This window comes from Dermabacter sp. HFH0086 (assembly GCF_000413375.1).
Taxonomy (GTDB): Bacteria; Actinomycetota; Actinomycetes; order Actinomycetales; family Dermabacteraceae; genus Dermabacter; species Dermabacter hominis.
Genome location: NZ_KE340308.1, coordinates 1,171,438 through 1,187,605 on the forward strand (window position 1 = coordinate 1,171,438; position 16,168 = coordinate 1,187,605).

Below are 16,168 nucleotides of genomic sequence, written 5' to 3' on the forward strand. Positions count from 1 at the left end.
CGCGTTCGCTGTCTCAAGATTGCGACAAGTTGCGCGCCCCGCGACGCCGGCACACTCAGTAGCCTTGCCGCATGAGTACATCAGGACCCACCAGGAAAACGCCGAGCGAGGCCCCACGCTTCAACCCCTCGATGCTTGAGGGCGCTTCGAATTGGGACTCCACGCCCGCGCGCACCTCTCGCAGCGGCGCGTTCCTCAAGTACCTCTTTGGCACGGGTCTCGGCCTCGCCGCGCTCTCGCTCGTGCTGAGCTTTCTCGGTCTTGTCTGCGTCGTGTGCTCGTTCGTCGAACCTTTCGAGCGCTTTGGCCTTGGAACACTGCCCCTCGCGGCTCTCGCGCTCGTGCTCGCGTTTTTGAGCGTCCGCCTTTCGCAGCGACAGGGCGGAAGCGTCCTCCTCTCGTTTGCCGCGATCGCCGCCTCGTTCCCGCTCGTGTTCTTCGGGCTGACTCCGTACGCGTTTATGTTCCTCATGCCGGTGGGGAAGGCCTGAGATCCGACGGTTTCTCGCCCCACGCGTTGCCAAAGGTTTCTAAGGAAGCCGCTTTTAGGATGGGAGGCATGAGTACTCCTTACGGCAACGATCCCGTCAACAACCCCCAGGGCTACCCAGAGCCCGAGAAACCCGAGAATTCGCCGAGCGTCGAGAACGCCCAGCAGGAGCAGTCATCGGCACCGAATTGGCAGGCGCAGGAAGCGCTCGCCCCTTCGCACGACGAGTCCGCTGCTGCGACGCCCGAGGGCGGCGTTGTGCACGAGGTCGGCCCGTTCGCCTCGCAGAATGCTGAGGCTGAGGGAGATCGAAAGTCCCCCGAAGCTTCGCAGAATCCCGAAGCGACTCCGGACACAAGCGAAGACGTGCCGTCGTACGGCTCGACCTACCAGCCCGCCCACTACGGCAACGCCGCAGAAGCGGCTCCCGCGGCTCCGAGCTACGGTGCGTCCGCACAGAATGAGCAGGCGCAGCCGGAAAAGGTCGAGGCTGCTCAGGGTGAGCCGGCGGGCGTTGAGCCCGAACAGCCGCGCGAAGAATCCACGCAGTTTGGTTCCTACGGCGCACCGTCGCACGGCGGTGAGTCGAGCGCCACCGAGCAGCACAGCGAGCAATCCACGCAGTTTGGCGCCTACGGCGCACCGGGCCACGAGGGCGCGGCGTCCCAGTCGCAGAGCTACGGCGGGGCCAGCTACGGCGCACCCAGCTATGGCGCGCCGAGCGAAGCGCCCAGCTACGGTTCGTCGCAGCAGAACCAGACTTATGGCGCCCCGAGTGGCGCGCCTGATAGCGGCTACTCGAATACGGACAGCAGCGCCGCGCAGTACGGCACGGCAGCATCCGCAGCGTCGGCAAACTCGGCAACCCCGGCAGCGTCGGCAACCTCGGCAGCTCCCGCGTACTCGGCTCCGTCGGCCCCTTCGGCGAACGAGCCGCAGCAGTTTGACTCGACCGCCGCGGGATCCGGGCAGGCGTCGGCCTTCCAGCAGCCCGGTGAAGCGCAGGGCTTCGGCGCCCAGACTTCAAGCGCCGTGAGCGAGGGGTACGGCAGTGAATCCGCACCCCAAGCGCAGAGCTATGGCCAGCAGAGCTACGGCAACGACTACAGCCAGCAGAGCTACGGCCAGCAGAACCAGCAGCCTAGCTACGCCCAGGGCTATGGCCAGCAGCAGGCCCCCGAGGGCGGCTACAGTGCGATGAACTCCGGCGATCACGGGGCAGCGCCGCAGGGCGGCTACAGCGCCCAGAACTCGAGCGCTAACCAGTTCCAGCCGAGCAACCCGGGTGTGCAAAGCGGTTACTCGGCACCGAGCGCAAATACCGGCTACCCGACCCCCGCGGGCTACAACCAGCAAGCGCCCACCGCCGCAAGCACACCGAAGAAGAACGGCACTGTGCTCGCCATCATTGGTCTTGTGCTGGCCCTGATCGGTATCGGGCTCTCGTTCGTGCCGCTCATGTTCGTGTATGCCCTTGCACTCCCGCTCGGCCTCGTGGGGCTCGTGCTCGGTGCTTGGGGCGCCGCGCGCGGCTTCAAGGGCGGTAGTGGCAAGGCGCTCGGCATCATCGCGTCGGTGCTCTCGGTTATCACGATCATCATCGGCGTCGTGTCCATCATCATTGGCCTCATCGCGATGCTGTCGTAGCACACCTCTGCTCAATGCGATTTCGCCTCGTGCCATCTCCTTCGAGGAGCGTGGTGCGGGGCGATTTCTTTATTCGCACCGGGAGGGTGTGACCTGTCATACCTTTGTGGCCGGCCGGCGTCTATGATGGCCGCATGAGCGCACCGTCCCTCGGTCCCGGAATGAATCAGCCGCAACCCACGCCCGCACCTCTTCAGACCGGAACGCCCGGCACTCCCGTCGATGCGGGCCAGGTTCAGGTCACCGCGAAGAGCAACGGGAGCAATGCGAACGCGAGGCAATTTTGGCTCACGAGCAGCGCACACCAGGGGGTACGGGCCTACGAGGATGACGATGGCGTGGAGCATAACGTGCAGTGGCGTGTTAATTGAATGGCATAGCGAACGAATCCCATTGAAACTTGAGGCCAGGTGACACCGTGACCATGCACGCCCCCGCCCCTTCGCGCTCTCCGCTCCTTTTGCCCGCTCTTGCCATTGGCGCTCTATTTCTCGCAATCGTGGGCGGCGCACTCGGGCTCCTCAAGTGGGCGATTGTTATAGGCATCGGCATCGGACTCGCAGTGGCGGGGCTCGCCCTAGCCGCGTGGGTTCTCGCGCGTGCAGTCCGGGACGGGGATACCGCCGGCATGTTCGTCGGTTCCGTTGCGGCGATTGCGGCGTTTTTTGCCTCGACGGCAGGAGTGCTCACGCTACTCGCGAGGATCGTGGCACACGACGTGTAGTGCGAGGCGCTTTGTGCGTCTCGGTCGAGGCGGGGGAGCGCAAGCAATGTGGGGTCCGACGCTTGCCGGGCTGCCGTCGGAACCTCACTTATAGAATCGAGCAGCGCCCCCATATTTAGCGCCCCATATTTTCTGCGCCCCGTGCGCCCCACTCGAAGGAGCATCGTGACTGACCTGATCGATACGACAGAGATGTACTTGAAAACGGTGTTCGAGCTGCTCGAACTCGGGATTACGCCGATGCGGGCGCGGATCGCGGAGCGACTGCATCAGTCTGGACCCACCGTTTCGCAGACGGTTGCGCGCATGGAGCGCGATGGCTTGCTCTTCCTTGACGATGAGCGCGTCATTCACTTGAGTATCGAGGGAGAGCGGATTGCCACGGGCGTGATGCGCAAGCATCGCCTCGCCGAGCGCCACCTCATCGACGTCATCGGCCTCGAGTACTCGAAAGTGCACGAAGAGGCGTGCCGCTGGGAGCACGTGATGAGCCTCGACGTTGAGCGTAAGATCGCGTCGCTCCTCACCCCTCCGTATCGCGATCCCTACGGAAATCCGATCCCGGGCCTCGCCGAACTCGAGGGCGGCCTTGAAGATATCCACCCCGGTGTAGCCGAGGGGGTCAACGGCTCGGGAGTTCGGCAAAGTGCGGGTCAAAGACTCGTGGATTGTGACCTGAGCGCAGGGCCGTGCACTGTGCGGGTTGCGTCGATCGGGGAGGTCATTCAGTCGGACGTGTCATTCCTGGCGGATCTCGAGGCCCACGGGGTCGTTCCCGGTGCTGACGTGCGCGTTTATGCCGACGCGGATGCGATCGTTCTCGAGACCGAGGGCGGCGAACCGATCTCGCTTACTCCTTCCGATGCGGGCCACATCGGGGTCGATCCAGTGTGACCTGATTCCGTCTAGGTAAAGGACTGTCAAAGACTTGGAACAGCCTCCGTCAGATCCCACTGACGGAGGCGTTTTGTTTCGTAGAGTCGTACTCGGTTGCGGAAGAGCCGCGCCCTAGCTCCTGGATTTTCATACCTGCTCCGGGAAGCTCGAACTCTTAGGCAGGAGCCGCAAGGTCGAGAACATGGAAGGTCCCCACGTGTCGAATCGTTTCGCGAACACCCATCGCCGCCAGATGCGCCCCGTTACCCCCGTGGCGCGCGCTACCCGTGGCACCGCTGGCGTTGCTTTCGCTGCGACCTTCGTGCTCACCGGCTCCACCGGCGCACTCGCTGACGGCACGACTCAGGCCGATGCCGCTGCCGAGTCGACGAATGTCATCGCCCCCGTCACCGCCCCGGCTGTGACCATCCCCGTCGCTCAGAAGCACGACGACTCAGCTTTCGGCGTGTTCGCCGCTTCGGCCGCGACCCTCAAGCCCAAAGCTCCCGTGGTTGAGGTTGAAGAGCCCGAGGCTCTTAATGACCGCGACGAAGACGAATCCGACAACCGCGAAGAGGATTCGCGCGAGACCGAAGAGAATTCGCGCGAGACCAACGAGACCGAAGAGCGTCGCTCGGACCGCCGCGAAGAGCGCGCAAACGACGAGTCGGAGGACACCGACAACTCCGAGGACACCTCCGATCGCAAGAAGCGCGAAAAGAAGAGCGAGGAGCGCGACAACGAGACCGAAGAAGCCCCGAGCTCGTCGGCTGCTACTGGTTCGATCTTCTCGACTGCTAAGCGAGGCATCGGCGTTCGCTACGTGTTCGGTGGCAGCTCGCCCTCGGGCTGGGATTGCTCCGGCTTCACGTCGTGGGTGTACCGCCAGCACGGTATCCACCTCCCGCACAGCGCGGGCGCCCAGGCACGTATGGGCAAGCGCATCTCCCGCTCTGAGGCTCGCCCCGGCGATCTCGCCTACTACCCCGGCCACGTCGGCATCTACGCCGGCAACGGCATGATCCTCGACGCGGGCAACAGCGCAAAGAACACGAGCATCCGCAAGCTCTGGAACGCGAACTGGTCCTTCTACCGCATCGCTGACTGATCACGACTTTGAGAACGCCACCCCGGATCGTGCCGGGGTGGCGTTTCCTTTTAAGAGGTATGGCCGGTTCGGTAAGGTGAGCCTATGACTATCGTGCGTGAAATCGGGGCCGTGCTCCTGGTGCTTGTCTCGTTCGTGGCAACAACCGTGAGCGTGCCCGCCGCGTGGGTGCGCGACCGCATCGTGAACCGCGAGGGCTTCTTGACGCTCACGAGCCCCCTCGCGCGCGACCTCGACCTGCAAAAGACTCTCGCGAATGAGGCGATGAACCAGGTCGGTGCGGGGCTCCCCATCCCCGAGAGCCTACGGGCAGGGGTGCAGGACATGCTCTTGTCCCAAGTCGGTGCGGTCACAGGCACCGAGGCCTACGGGACGATGTGGTCGGGAACGATGGGGGACATCCACGACCAGCTCACGAGCGGCGCCACGACCGTGACGGTGCACGCCGATCTCACGCCAATCTGGGATGCGCTCCTCGCGCCCGTGAAATCAATTCTCCCGTTCGACATCCCCGATGTCGGACCGACCGTCGTCAACCTCGGTACGTTCGATGCCGGCTGGTTTGAGATTCTTGAGGCCATCGCCGTAAACGCAACCCTCCTTACCGTCGTCGGTATTGCTGCGGGCATCGGCGCGCTTCTCGTGTCGAGCGTTCGGCTGCGCACGCTCATGCTCCTGGGCGTCGCCGTACTGGTGACGGCCCTGACTTGGATCGGCGTGCTCTACGGCCACGCGCTGTGGGTGCCCGAGACTCTGACCGATTCGACCGTTGCCGGGCCCGTGGTCCAGCGCGTTCTCGACGTTGCTGCCCACGACGTTTTCGTTCCGGCGGTCCTGTGCGCTCTCGCGGGTCTCGGCCTCATCATCGCTGCCGTCACAGGCATGTCGATCGTTGCGGCGCGACGGTCGGCCGCGCAGCGCCAGGCGATTCCCGCGACACAGGGCGGATATCCTGAGCGCTGGTAGCCTCGCCCGCATTCGGGGCTTCTTGCTGCCACGAGCGGTTGATAGTGCGCTGACCTACTGGAAACGGCGTGAGGTCGGCGCGAATCTTAATTGTCGATGAACAGGTTCCGACATTTCGATGCTTGTCTTGCCGAAAACTCCCGGCATTGATTTATTTAAAGCGGCTTTAAAAACTACTGGCCCGAACGCGGCAGTCGCTGAGGTGGGGAGGTTCGCACATGGCGCGCACGCGAAATGTGAGTGCAGCATCGCGCTCGGTTCAACCCGAACTGCGCGCAACCGGTCTTCACGTTTCCCCCGAAGAACAGTGCCTCCTCCTGCTGCGCGACCACCGCTCGCTCACGGCAAGCGCTATCGCGAGCCGCACCGATCTTTCGCGGCCCACGATTGACGCTGCTCTGCGTTCTCTTGAGACGGCAAAAATCGTAACCTCGGATCTACGTCCCACAGGAAAAGCCGGTCGACCAGGGCGAACATACACCTTCGTTCCTAGCGACAGGATGGTGGGCGTCGATATTGGTGAGCACGCGATCAGGGCGATCGCCACCGATCGCGCGGGCCGCATTCTTGCGCGCTACGAGGCGGATCGCGTGCGCGAACCCTCGCGCGACACGTTCCTGCGAGACCTCGACGACGTGGTTCGGATCGTGGGCGAAGGCGCCTCGATCGCGGGGGTTGGCCTCGCAGTTCCGGGTATCGTCAAAGCGCAGAAGGTCAAGCTTTCGCGTGTTCTGCCGTACCTTAATGATTGGGATTTTCATCGCGAAATTGAATCCCTCATAAACGTGCCGCTTTTTGTGAGTAACGACGTCAAGGCTGCAGCGCTCGGCGAGGCCCGCCTCGGGGCCGGCACGGTCGACTCATCCCAGGTGACGGTGTGGCTCGGGCGCCGCGTCTCGAGCGCGGTCACCTTCAATGGCGAGCTCTTCGAAGGCGCCAACGGCGTCGCCGGCGAAATGACGACAGCCGTCGGAACTCAATGGACCCCCGGATCGGTATGCGGTGACTGGCAGTGGCCATCTGGCAGAAGCCCCCTCCAGACCGCCGAGCGGGCCCACGCGGGGGATGCCGAATGCCTCGCGAGCCTGCACGACTATCTCAAAGCACTCGCCGACCCCCTTTCGCGCCTCGTCGCGATCCTCGACCCGGAGGTTCTCGTTCTCGCGGGCGCGCTGAGCGAGACATCCGCACCGCTCGCGGATTTCCTCGCCCCCTACCTGAAGGAACGCCTCACCGTCCCCTTCCTGCCGCGGATCAGGCGCTCGGCACACGGGCGCTATTCGACAGCCGTCGGAGCCCTCTACACCGCGTTCACGAACCCGAGCGCACCCGCGCTCGCACACTGGCAACTGCCCGCCCCCACGACCCTGACCGAAAACGACCCCGCAACCGAGCGGGCTGACCACCCGAGCCACGCGCTCGCCAGCTGACCCCTACCCCTATACCCGCTATCCAAGGAGCACACCATGTCTAAATCCACCATCGCCCGCCGTTCCCTCCTCGCCGCGGGTGGCGCTGCGTTCGCAGCCGCCGCCGCTGGCTGTGGCGGTTCCGGCACCGGAGGCACTTCGAGTAAGGGCACGAAGAACGAAATCGGCGACGACCCCGCAAAGATCGAGGGCAGCATTTCCTACGCCTTTTGGGACGTTAACCAGCAGGAAATGCTGGAGGAAATGATCAAGGCGTTCAACGAGAAGTACCCGAACGTGAAGGTTAGCCTCCAGATGACCCCGTGGAAGGAATACTTCGGGAAGCTGCGCACTCAGGTGTCCTCGAAAGCTCTTCCCGACGTGTTCTGGATGACGGGCCCGCACTTCCGCTCCTACGCCGAGAACGGCCAGCTCGCCTCGCTCAAGGGGCTCCAGGATGCGGGTCTGTTCGATCCGAAGAACTACCCGGAAGCGCTCGCCAACATGTACAGCGTCGACGGTGAGCCTTTCGCCGCGCCGAAAGACTTCGACACCGTCGCCATCTGGTACAACAAGAAGCTCTTTGATCAGGCCGGCGTCGCCTACCCCGACGAGACCTGGACGCTCGACACCTACAAGGAGAAGGCCGTCGAACTCGGCGAGAAGCTGCCCGACGGTGTGTGGGGGTGCGCGGAGGTGTTCTCGCGCACCGCGTCTTACTACCACTCGATCGCCATTACGGGCGGCTATGTGATCTCCGACGACAAGAAGAAGTCGGGGTACGACGATCCCAAGACCATTGAAGGCGTGAAGTTCTGGCGCGATCTCATCGAGATCGGCGCATCCCCCGACCTTGACTACCTAGCCGAGAACTCCGCCTACGCCATGTTCGAGAGCGGTAAATGCGCGATGCAGTGGTCGGGCAACTGGCGCGTGCCGGCCATGCTCAAGGCCTCGACCAAGGACGACGTGACCGTCGCGACGCTGCCCGGTGGCGATATCCCGAAGACCGTCGTGCACGGCATCGGCAACTGCATCTCCGCATTCACCAAGAACATGCCGGCGGCTCAGGCTCTCGTTGCCTTCCTCGCCGGTGAAGAGGCCGCAAAGATCAGCGCCGAATCCGGCGCGGCGAACCCCGCCCTCAACGGCACTCAGGATGGCTACGTCGACGCTCACCCGGAGCTCAACCTCCAGGTGTTTATCGACCAGGCCGAGAAGAACGGCGTGGCGTTCCCCATTTCAAAGAGCTGCCCGGACTGGCAGGAGCTCGAAGGGGAGTACCTCACGAAGGTCTTCACCGGTGAACTCACTGCCGAGGAAGGCTGCACCGAGCTCGCGAAGGCCATGAACGAGGTGCTCGCGAAGGAGAAGGGCGAGTGAGCTCGCTCGACGTTTCGAACGCTGCCGCTGGCGCCGCCTCTGAAGAGATTCATGAGGCGGGCCAGCAGGCCCCGCGGAAGAAGAAACGCCGCGGAAGCATGAGCGACGGCATCTGGCCGTGGCTCTTCATCGCCCCGACCGTGATCGGCATTGGCCTCATGTATTTCGTGCCGATGATCATGAGCTTCGGCATGTCGCTCACGTCGTGGTCAACCTTCGAGCCCGCCCACTTCGTGGGGCTCGACAACTTCAAACGCCTCGCCGAGGATCCGCAACTACCGCGTGCGTTCCTCAACACGGTGATCTACACGGTCATCATTCTGCTCGCGATTCCGATCTCCGTTCTTTTCGCGGCGCTGCTCGAGCGCCCGGGCCTCAAGGGTGCCGGGATCTACCGAGCCCTGTTCTTCCTGCCGTACATCGCGATGCCCACAGCGATCTCGATGGTGTGGCGCATGATTTTCCACAGCGAAGCCGGCATCGTGAACGTCATCTTGCGCTTCTTCGGTATCGAAGGCCCTCGGTGGATCACAACCGAATGGGTCGCCCTAATCGTCGTCGCGATTGTGGGGCTCTGGATGAGCATCGGTTTCAAGATCATCGTGCTCGGTGCGGGTCTGAAAACGATTCCGCCCGAAGTGTACGAGGCGGCGCAGCTCGATGGCGCGGGAACGTGGCGTCAGTTCTTCTCGATCACGATTCCACTGCTGACTCCGAGCATCTTCTTCCTCACGGTCACGAGCATCATCGGCGGCTTCCAGCTCTTCGACCTCATCTTCGCGGTTCTTGGCGACGCCAACCCCGTCACGAAGAAGACGCTCTCGCTCGTGTACCTGTTCTACCGCGCGGCGTTCCCGGGCGACGATAAGGGCTACGCCTCCGCGATCGCCCTGCTCATCCTCGTGATCGTCGGCATTCTCACGATCGTCCAGTTCCGGGTCCAGAAGAAGTGGGTGAACTATGACTGATTCCCTCGCTCCCGATCTTCCCTTCGACGACACCAAGGCGAAGAAAAAGAAGAAGCGAAAGCGCAGCAAAGGCCTGCACGGGCACACGTGGGACGCGCACCTGATCCTCGCGATCGGCGCCCTCACGATGCTGTTCCCGTTCCTGTGGCAGATCAAGCTCGCGCTCAGCACCCGCGCCGAAGTCGTCGAAATCCCGATGAACCTCTGGCCCGAGAAACTCCGGTGGGAGAACTTCGCGCGTGTCTTCGAGTTCGTGCCGTTCACCGAGCAGATGACCGTCACCGTCAGTTACGCGATCTTGAGGGTCCTTGCGGAACTCGTGACGTGTTCACTCGCCGGATACGCGTTCGCGCGGATGCGCTTTCGTGGCCGCAAGGTCATCTTCTTCCTTCTGCTCACGGTGCTCATGGTTCCCGGGCAAATCTTCCTCATCCCGCAGTACCAAATGGTCGACGCGGCAGGGCTTCTCGATAACTTCTTCGCGATCCTTGCCCCGGGCCTCGTGAGTGCATTCGGCGTGTTCTTCATGATGCAGTACTTCCGTCGCATCCCCGAGGAACTCGTCGACGCCGCGAAGCTCGATGGCTGCAACCCGTGGCAAATGTTCTGGAAGATCATGCTTCCGCTCGCGCGACCGGCGCTGTTCTCCTTCGGCGTGATCACGCTCCTGTCGGCCTGGAACAGCCTCCTGTGGCCGCTCGTCGTTATCAACTCGACCGAGAAATACCCGGTGGCAGTAGGCCTCGCGATGCTCCAGGGCGACCACCTGGTGGGGCCCGACTACCCGATGATTATGGCGGCGAGCCTCATGGCCATGGCCCCGGTGTTCCTCGCATTCGCCATCATGCAAAAGAAGGTCATTGAAGGCTTTGCCCTCTCGAGCTTCCGCTAAAACCTTCGGTTCAGTGTCACCTGAAAGAATGAACGAATGATCCTCCAATCTGAGCCGCGCCCGCGCGTGGGCATCGTGGGCACGGGCGGCATTTCCCGTTCCCACGCCCGCGGCTGGCGGGCCCTCGACGCAGACATCCACGTGTTCAGCAACCAGGGAGCGGAAGACTTCGCCGCCCAGTTTGCGCCCGTCACGATCCACGACTCGTTCGAGAGTCTCCTCGGGGCGGTCGACGTCATTGACGTGTGTACCCCGACCCCTTCGCATCCCGAGTACGTGCACGCCGCGCTCGATCACGGCACGCACGTGCTGTGCGAGAAGCCGCTCGCCCTCTCATCGGGTGAGGCTGCGCGCATGGCGGAGCACGCTCGCGAGGCAGGCCTGCTTCTTTTCCCCGCACACGTCGTGCGGTTCTTCCCCCAATACGAGGCGCTTCGCCGTGCTGTTGATGCTGGCCGCCTCGGTGAACTCGCCGTGCTTCGCTTCGAGCGCTCCGGTTCGATGCCCGTGCAGCCCTGGTTCGCCGACGAATCCGTCAGCGGCGGCATCATCATGGACCAGATGATCCACGACATCGACCAGGCGCTGTGGCTCGCGGGCGAAGTGACGAGCGTCTTCGCCACGCAGAACATCTCGAGCGGTGATCAGAGCGTGCGCGCCGCTCACGTGATCCTCACCCACGCAAACGGCGCACTCACGTTCTGCCGCGGCCTGTGGGGTGCGAAAGGCACCGTCTTCCATTACTCCTTCGACGTCGCGGGAAGCAGCGGCAAACTCACGTACGACTCCGCAAAAAACACCGGGATCGAATTCGACGCGGTCGCCTCGTCGGGTGAGAGCAAGAGCTACCTGCCGAGCGTCGCCGGGATGCGCGACCCTTATGGGGCCGAGATCGAGGATTTCTGGAACTGCGTAAAGCAGGCGAGCGTCGGAAACCCCGGGCCCACCCCGCGCGTGAACGGTTCCGACGCCACCCGCGCCATCGCCGTAGCCGAGGCCGCTCGCGAATCCATCCGTACCGGCGAAAGGATCGTGCTGTGAACGCGACCGACCCCACCCTTGCGGGCCGCGCCCTCCGCGTGGCCGTACTGAGCGCCGCCCACGTCCACGCTGCCTCCTACGTGCGCCTCTTGGAAAGCCGCGCCGACACCGAGGTGATCCTCGCGGATCCAGACGGCTACGGCGACGTTCCCGCCGAGCACACCGTCGCAACGATCGACGAGGCATGGACGGCATTCGACGGCGAGGCTCCCGACGCCGTCGTCGTCTGTAGCGACAATGCCGGCCACAAAGCTCTCGTGCTCGAGGCTGCGCGTCGTGGCATCCACGTCCTGTGCGAGAAGCCGCTCGCGACGAGCGTTGAGGACGCCGAGGAGATGGTCGACGCCTGCGCGAACGCCTCAGTCGTGCTCATGACGGCCTTCCCCGTGCATTTTTCGCCCCAGGTTGCTGCGCTGCGCCAAGCCGTCGACAACGGCAGCCTCGGCGAAATCATCGCGCTCGCGGGCGCCAACAACGGCAAGCTTCCCGCAGGCCGCGATTGGTTCACCGACCCGGAAGCTGCCGGTGGCGGGGCGCTCGTCGACCACGTCGTGCACATCGCCGAAATTCTCGATTCGCTCTTCGGCGAACCCGAATCCGTGCACGCGGTCGCGAACGGCGTGCTGTACGGCCACACGAACGACGGCGACGCCGAGACCGGCGGTCTCGTGACGCTTCGCTACGCGAACGGGTTAACCGCGACGATCGACTGCTCGTGGTCGCAGCCCGCCGAAGCCCCCACGTGGGGAGGCCTGAAACTGCACGTGGCTGGCACGGGCGGCCAGCTCGAGATCGATGCGTTCTCGCAACGCGTCGATGGTCCCGGGCAGTGGCATCCCTTCGGCCTCAACCTCGATGCGCTCCTTCTCGATGCCTTCCTTGAAGCCGTGCGCAGCGGCGAGGCACAAGAGCCGTCGGGCGCCGTTGGTGCGCGCACAGTGCGGGTCGTGAACGCTGCGCAGGAGTCGGTGCGCACGGGAAGGCCCGTGCCACTGCGCTGACGCGGCGGTCGCCTGGCGGTGGAAGCTACTGCGTATCCGCTGCGTACCGGAAGGTCGTACGACGAAGCCCAGGCCTTATGACCTGGGCTTTCGTTGTGCCCCCGAGACGATTCGAACGTCCGACACCCGCTTTAGGAGAGCGGTGCTCTATCCCCTGAGCTACGAGGGCAATCGAAAAGCGCATGCTTCACGCTTTCGAGCCCTTCCACTCTAGCGGCGATCGTCGCAGCCTCAAAGTTCCAAGCGGTGCGCGGAAGCGGATGTCACGCGAAGCGGCGCGGGTGGGAGGATGGAGACATGGAAGCTTTCGAGGTTACAGGTGCGGCCATCGTGCTTGCCGGCGGCCGTGGTTCGCGCATGGGCGGCGTCGATAAACCCACTCTCGAGGTGGAGGAGCGGTCCATGCGCGCGAGCGCGCTGTTGGCGGCGCGTTCGGCGCTCGGCGAGGGTGCGCCTCTCGTCCTCGTGGGGGAGCCGGGCGCGGACGTGCAGGGTGTCGGTGCGGTGTGCGTGCGGGAGGACCCGCCCTTTTCCGGCCCTGTCGCGGGGCTCGCGCGCGGACTGGCTGAGTTGGAGCGGCTCGGGAGTACTGATGAGGTGGTGCTTGTGCTCGGCGGAGACATGCCATGGCTCGAGCCGCGCGTGCTCGGCGCTCTCTTAAAAGAGTGCGCGGAAGCACCCGGAAAGGTTGCGGGTGCCGTGGATGCGGGCGGGCGTCGGCAATTCCTGTGCGCCGCGTGGCCGCGCGCGGTGCTTGCGCGCGCCCTTTCGCATGTTGCGGGGGAGGGCGGCTCTCTCGTTGGGGCGAGCGCAAAGTCCCTCTATCGCGCTCTCGGCGAGCTTACGCCCGAGCCCGTTCAGGCGGCGTGGCTTGACGTTGGTACGCTTGCAGGCGCGAGCGGACTAGCGCCGGAGCTAGTGGCCCGCTCGTTGAGCGATATTGATTCACCCGAGCAGCTCGAGCAAGCCCGCTCGCGCCGCTGATTGCCGGTGTTTGCGAAAGGACTTTCATGCACGCGCTATCACGCCCCGCTTCTCGCTTTTTTACCCTCGTGTGTGCGGCTCTTGCCGCGATGATGATTTTCGCGGCGCCTGCACTCGCGCACGACCGACTCGTGGGCTCGACGCCGGCGGATGGCGCCGAGATCCTCCAGGGGGAGGCTCGCACCATTACGCTCGAGTTTTCTGCGGAACCGCTCAAGCTTGGGAACGAGGTGCGCGCGAAGGATTCTGCCGGAACCGTTCTGTTCGAGGGTGAACCCCAGGTTGATGGACACGAGGTCCGTGTCGAGCTCGACCAGCTCCCAGCTCCCGGCGACATGACCCTCGAATGGCGCGTCGTGAGTTCCGACGGCCACCCGATTTCGGGCACGCTCACCTACACCGTCAAGGAAGACCCGAGCAGGCCGTCCGAGGAGGCGGCAAGCTCCGCCACGGAAGAGAGCGCGGGCGAAGGGGCCGACGGTGGCTCGGCGTCCGGTGACTCCGGTAAGAGCGGCGATGCGGCCGGTAAGGGCGACAAGAATGACAAGGCGAGCGCGGAGGCCACTGCGACGTCGATCGAAACACCCGACAAGGTTGTCACCGATGAGAAGAAGTCGTTCAACTGGGCGCTGTGGCTCCCGGTGATTGTGGTGGCGCTGCTCGCGATCGCCGTGGCTATCTGGCTTCTGCGAAAGAACGACGACGAGGACTAACCCACTCATAACTGAATTGCATAGGGGTTGTGGGGGTAATGGTGCGGTAAATCCGTGAGGTTCCGCCGAAGCCCCATAACCGGCTCTTCGCGATTTGTGGTGAATGATCCTGCTGGGGCGGGTATTCACGCTACGGTTTTTGCGGCGCTGGTCAGCAGGATGCGCATCCGGTAGTTCTCTGGGTTGCGGAATCCGCGGCCGGTGCGTTTGATGTTCTTGGTGCCGGTGTTCGCGGCCTCGACCGCAGCGCTGCTCCAATAGGTGAGTGCAAGTCCAATCCGAACGAGTTATTTAGACGAGTTCAGAGGAACTCGTTCGTGGAAAATCATAGGCTTGAACTTCACGAAGCAGTGAGCGAGTTCTGTTGCGAATTGATGCCCTGTGAGGAAGGTTTTGCGAATGATGAGGATTGAACTTCCCAACAGGCTTCGGACTCGGACCCTCTCGGTAAGTGGAGTCAGCCATGATAAATTTAGTTGAGAGCTGTTCGGACATTGCCCGGAGGTGCCGGGTGTAGCTCTAGCTGGGGGACCGGTAGTCGTGTCGGTCACCGAAGTTTATGGCGAGTTCGCGCCTGGAGATTATGACTCCTGAAGCTTGGTTCGGTATGTCTTTTAAGAGCGGGACAGGCACGAACGTTGACATAGATCAATGTTCATTCGAGGTGGCGGAGGTTGAGGAGTTGCCCGACGAGCAGAAGCAATCCCTGTTGCTTAGTCCTGAGTTGGTTGTTCCTACATTGGGCCTAGAGGCTGCTGGACCGTCACGTTTGACAGTTGAGAATTACCGACACACCGATCCTTCACGGATCGCTCGAGATGTCAATCAATGGTCAGGAATGGTGCTTGGACACGAGATCGTGGCGCAGGCTATCTGGGAAGTTTCTGACGAATTTATATTGACTGGATCTGAACCACTATTGTGACTATCTGAGGAGTTGCTCATGAATCACCCGGTCAAAGTGCTCATTTCAGGGGGAGCTGGCTACATTGGAAGCACGGTTGCTTCTAGGCTTCGGGACGAAGGTTTCGAGGTAGTCGTTCTGGACAATCTCATCACCGGTCGACGTGAGTTCGTTAAGGGCTTGACGTTCTATGAGGGTGATATCGACGATCGTGCCCTACTAGACCGGATCTATGAGGAGCATCCTGACATCGCAGTCGTGCTTCATTTTGCAGCACTGATAGTGGTTCCCGATTCGGTTGCGGACCCGCTGGGATACTACGAAGCGAACATCAGCAAGTCTCTGGCGTTCGTGCGCGGATTGATCGCGAACGGCTGTTCGCAGCTTGTGTTCAGTAGTTCGGCGTCAATCTACGCTGTGAGCGAGGACTTTTCGGTAGACGAGAGCTCAGAACTGGCCCCTACGAGTCCATACGCTAGAAGCAAGGCGATGTTTGAGGTAATGCTTCAAGACATCGCTGCGGCGAGCGACCTCAACGTACTGTCGTTGCGTTACTTCAATCCCATTGGCTCTGACCCTAAGTTTAGAACCGGGCTTCAAATAGCTTCACCCTCGCACGCCCTCGGTAAGTTGATTGAAGCACACCGAGGCGATACTGAATTCCAAATCACGGGCACTGATTATCCCACTCGGGACGGTTCGGGAATTAGAGATTATGTCAATGTTTGGGATCTCGCAGAGGCGCATGTTGCTGCAGTCAGGGAGGGTGCAAAAATCGCAGCCGACTCCGCCTATCAAGTTATCAACTTGGGCACAGGTGAAGGAACTACCGTTCGTGAGCTAGTCGCCGCGTTCGAGAGCGTGGTCGGGGAGAGTGTGCGTGTCGTTGAAGCTCCGCGCCGTCCTGGCGACAGCGCTGGGGCGTTTACTCGTTCCAGGAAGGCGGCGGAGCTCTTGAACTGGACTGCATCGTCATCTCTTGAGGACGGTATTGCGAGTACCCTGGAGTGGTTCGAGCGTCGGAAGCTTATACTTCCCGATTTGGCGGACTGAGTAGTTGAT

The 16,168-nt window shown here is 62.8% G+C and carries 17 protein-coding genes and 1 tRNA gene; 16 read left to right on the forward strand and 2 right to left on the reverse strand.

Annotated elements, in window-relative coordinates; genetic code table 11:
• Positions 1–71: 71 nt before the first annotated feature.
• From HMPREF1484_RS05025 to HMPREF1484_RS05085, 13 genes are all read left to right on the forward strand, one after another.
• Positions 72–491, forward strand: coding sequence for a hypothetical protein (locus tag HMPREF1484_RS05025; RefSeq protein ID WP_016663941.1), 420 nt, complete (start codon positions 72–74; stop codon positions 489–491).
• A 68-nt stretch (positions 492–559) separates the two neighbouring features.
• Positions 560–2,137, forward strand: coding sequence for a hypothetical protein (locus HMPREF1484_RS05030; protein ID WP_016663942.1), 1,578 nt, complete (start codon positions 560–562; stop codon positions 2,135–2,137).
• A gap of 134 nt (positions 2,138–2,271) precedes the next feature.
• The gene (locus tag HMPREF1484_RS05035) at positions 2,272–2,508 is read left to right on the forward strand and encodes a hypothetical protein (RefSeq protein WP_016663943.1); all 237 of its coding nucleotides are present in this window, start codon (positions 2,272–2,274) and stop codon (positions 2,506–2,508) included.
• A 47-nt stretch (positions 2,509–2,555) separates the two neighbouring features.
• A complete protein-coding gene (locus HMPREF1484_RS05040; RefSeq protein ID WP_016663944.1) occupies positions 2,556–2,861 on the forward strand; it encodes a hypothetical protein in 306 nt (101 codons plus the stop codon).
• A 165-nt stretch (positions 2,862–3,026) separates the two neighbouring features.
• Positions 3,027–3,755 (forward strand): metal-dependent transcriptional regulator, encoded by a 729-nt coding sequence (locus HMPREF1484_RS05045; RefSeq protein WP_016663945.1) that lies wholly within the window; start codon positions 3,027–3,029, stop codon positions 3,753–3,755.
• 184 nt (positions 3,756–3,939) lie between these two features.
• Positions 3,940–4,845: a C40 family peptidase gene (locus tag HMPREF1484_RS05050; RefSeq protein ID WP_016663946.1), complete on the forward strand. Its 906-nt coding sequence runs from the start codon at positions 3,940–3,942 to the stop codon at positions 4,843–4,845.
• Between the two features lie 84 nt (positions 4,846–4,929).
• On the forward strand, positions 4,930–5,811 hold the full coding sequence (locus HMPREF1484_RS05055; protein ID WP_016663947.1) for a hypothetical protein: 882 nt from the start codon (positions 4,930–4,932) through the stop codon (positions 5,809–5,811).
• Positions 5,812–6,029: 218 nt separating this feature from the next.
• Positions 6,030–7,241, forward strand: coding sequence for an ROK family transcriptional regulator (locus HMPREF1484_RS05060; RefSeq protein WP_016663948.1), 1,212 nt, complete (start codon positions 6,030–6,032; stop codon positions 7,239–7,241).
• Positions 7,242–7,277: 36 nt separating this feature from the next.
• A complete protein-coding gene (locus HMPREF1484_RS05065; RefSeq protein WP_016663949.1) occupies positions 7,278–8,603 on the forward strand; it encodes a sugar ABC transporter substrate-binding protein in 1,326 nt (441 codons plus the stop codon).
• A complete protein-coding gene (locus HMPREF1484_RS05070; RefSeq protein WP_016663950.1) occupies positions 8,600–9,571 on the forward strand; it encodes a carbohydrate ABC transporter permease in 972 nt (323 codons plus the stop codon). Before HMPREF1484_RS05065 ends, HMPREF1484_RS05070 begins: the two co-directional genes overlap by 4 nt.
• Positions 9,564–10,463, forward strand: coding sequence for a carbohydrate ABC transporter permease (locus tag HMPREF1484_RS05075; protein ID WP_016663951.1), 900 nt, complete (start codon positions 9,564–9,566; stop codon positions 10,461–10,463). The genes HMPREF1484_RS05070 and HMPREF1484_RS05075 overlap by 8 nt, the downstream gene beginning before the upstream one ends.
• A 36-nt stretch (positions 10,464–10,499) precedes the next feature.
• Positions 10,500–11,504, forward strand: coding sequence for a Gfo/Idh/MocA family protein (locus HMPREF1484_RS05080; RefSeq protein ID WP_016663952.1), 1,005 nt, complete (start codon positions 10,500–10,502; stop codon positions 11,502–11,504).
• The gene (locus tag HMPREF1484_RS05085) at positions 11,501–12,505 is read left to right on the forward strand and encodes a Gfo/Idh/MocA family protein (protein WP_016663953.1); all 1,005 of its coding nucleotides are present in this window, start codon (positions 11,501–11,503) and stop codon (positions 12,503–12,505) included. Before HMPREF1484_RS05080 ends, HMPREF1484_RS05085 begins: the two co-directional genes overlap by 4 nt.
• Positions 12,506–12,601: 96 nt before the next feature.
• Here the strand turns inward: HMPREF1484_RS05085 and HMPREF1484_RS05090 are convergent.
• Positions 12,602–12,674 (reverse strand) — tRNA-Arg (locus HMPREF1484_RS05090).
• Positions 12,675–12,802: 128 nt separating this feature from the next.
• Here HMPREF1484_RS05090 and HMPREF1484_RS05095 point away from each other — a divergent pair.
• Together HMPREF1484_RS05095 and HMPREF1484_RS10925 are read left to right on the forward strand one after the other, a co-directional pair.
• On the forward strand, positions 12,803–13,489 hold the full coding sequence (locus HMPREF1484_RS05095) for a molybdenum cofactor guanylyltransferase (RefSeq protein WP_016663954.1): 687 nt from the start codon (positions 12,803–12,805) through the stop codon (positions 13,487–13,489).
• A gap of 26 nt (positions 13,490–13,515) precedes the next feature.
• Positions 13,516–14,202, forward strand: coding sequence for a copper resistance CopC family protein (locus HMPREF1484_RS10925; RefSeq protein ID WP_016663955.1), 687 nt, complete (start codon positions 13,516–13,518; stop codon positions 14,200–14,202).
• Between the two features lie 125 nt (positions 14,203–14,327).
• Here HMPREF1484_RS10925 and HMPREF1484_RS11890 read toward each other — a convergent pair whose 3' ends face one another.
• Entirely contained in the window at positions 14,328–14,480 is a 153-nt protein-coding gene (locus HMPREF1484_RS11890) for a transposase (RefSeq protein ID WP_255348419.1), read from the reverse strand.
• Positions 14,481–15,145: 665 nt separating this feature from the next.
• Here HMPREF1484_RS11890 and galE point away from each other — a divergent pair.
• Complete coding sequence (gene galE, locus HMPREF1484_RS05105) at positions 15,146–16,159, forward strand: UDP-glucose 4-epimerase GalE (RefSeq protein ID WP_016663956.1); 1,014 nt, start codon at positions 15,146–15,148, stop codon at positions 16,157–16,159.
• Positions 16,160–16,168 lie beyond the last annotated feature (9 nt).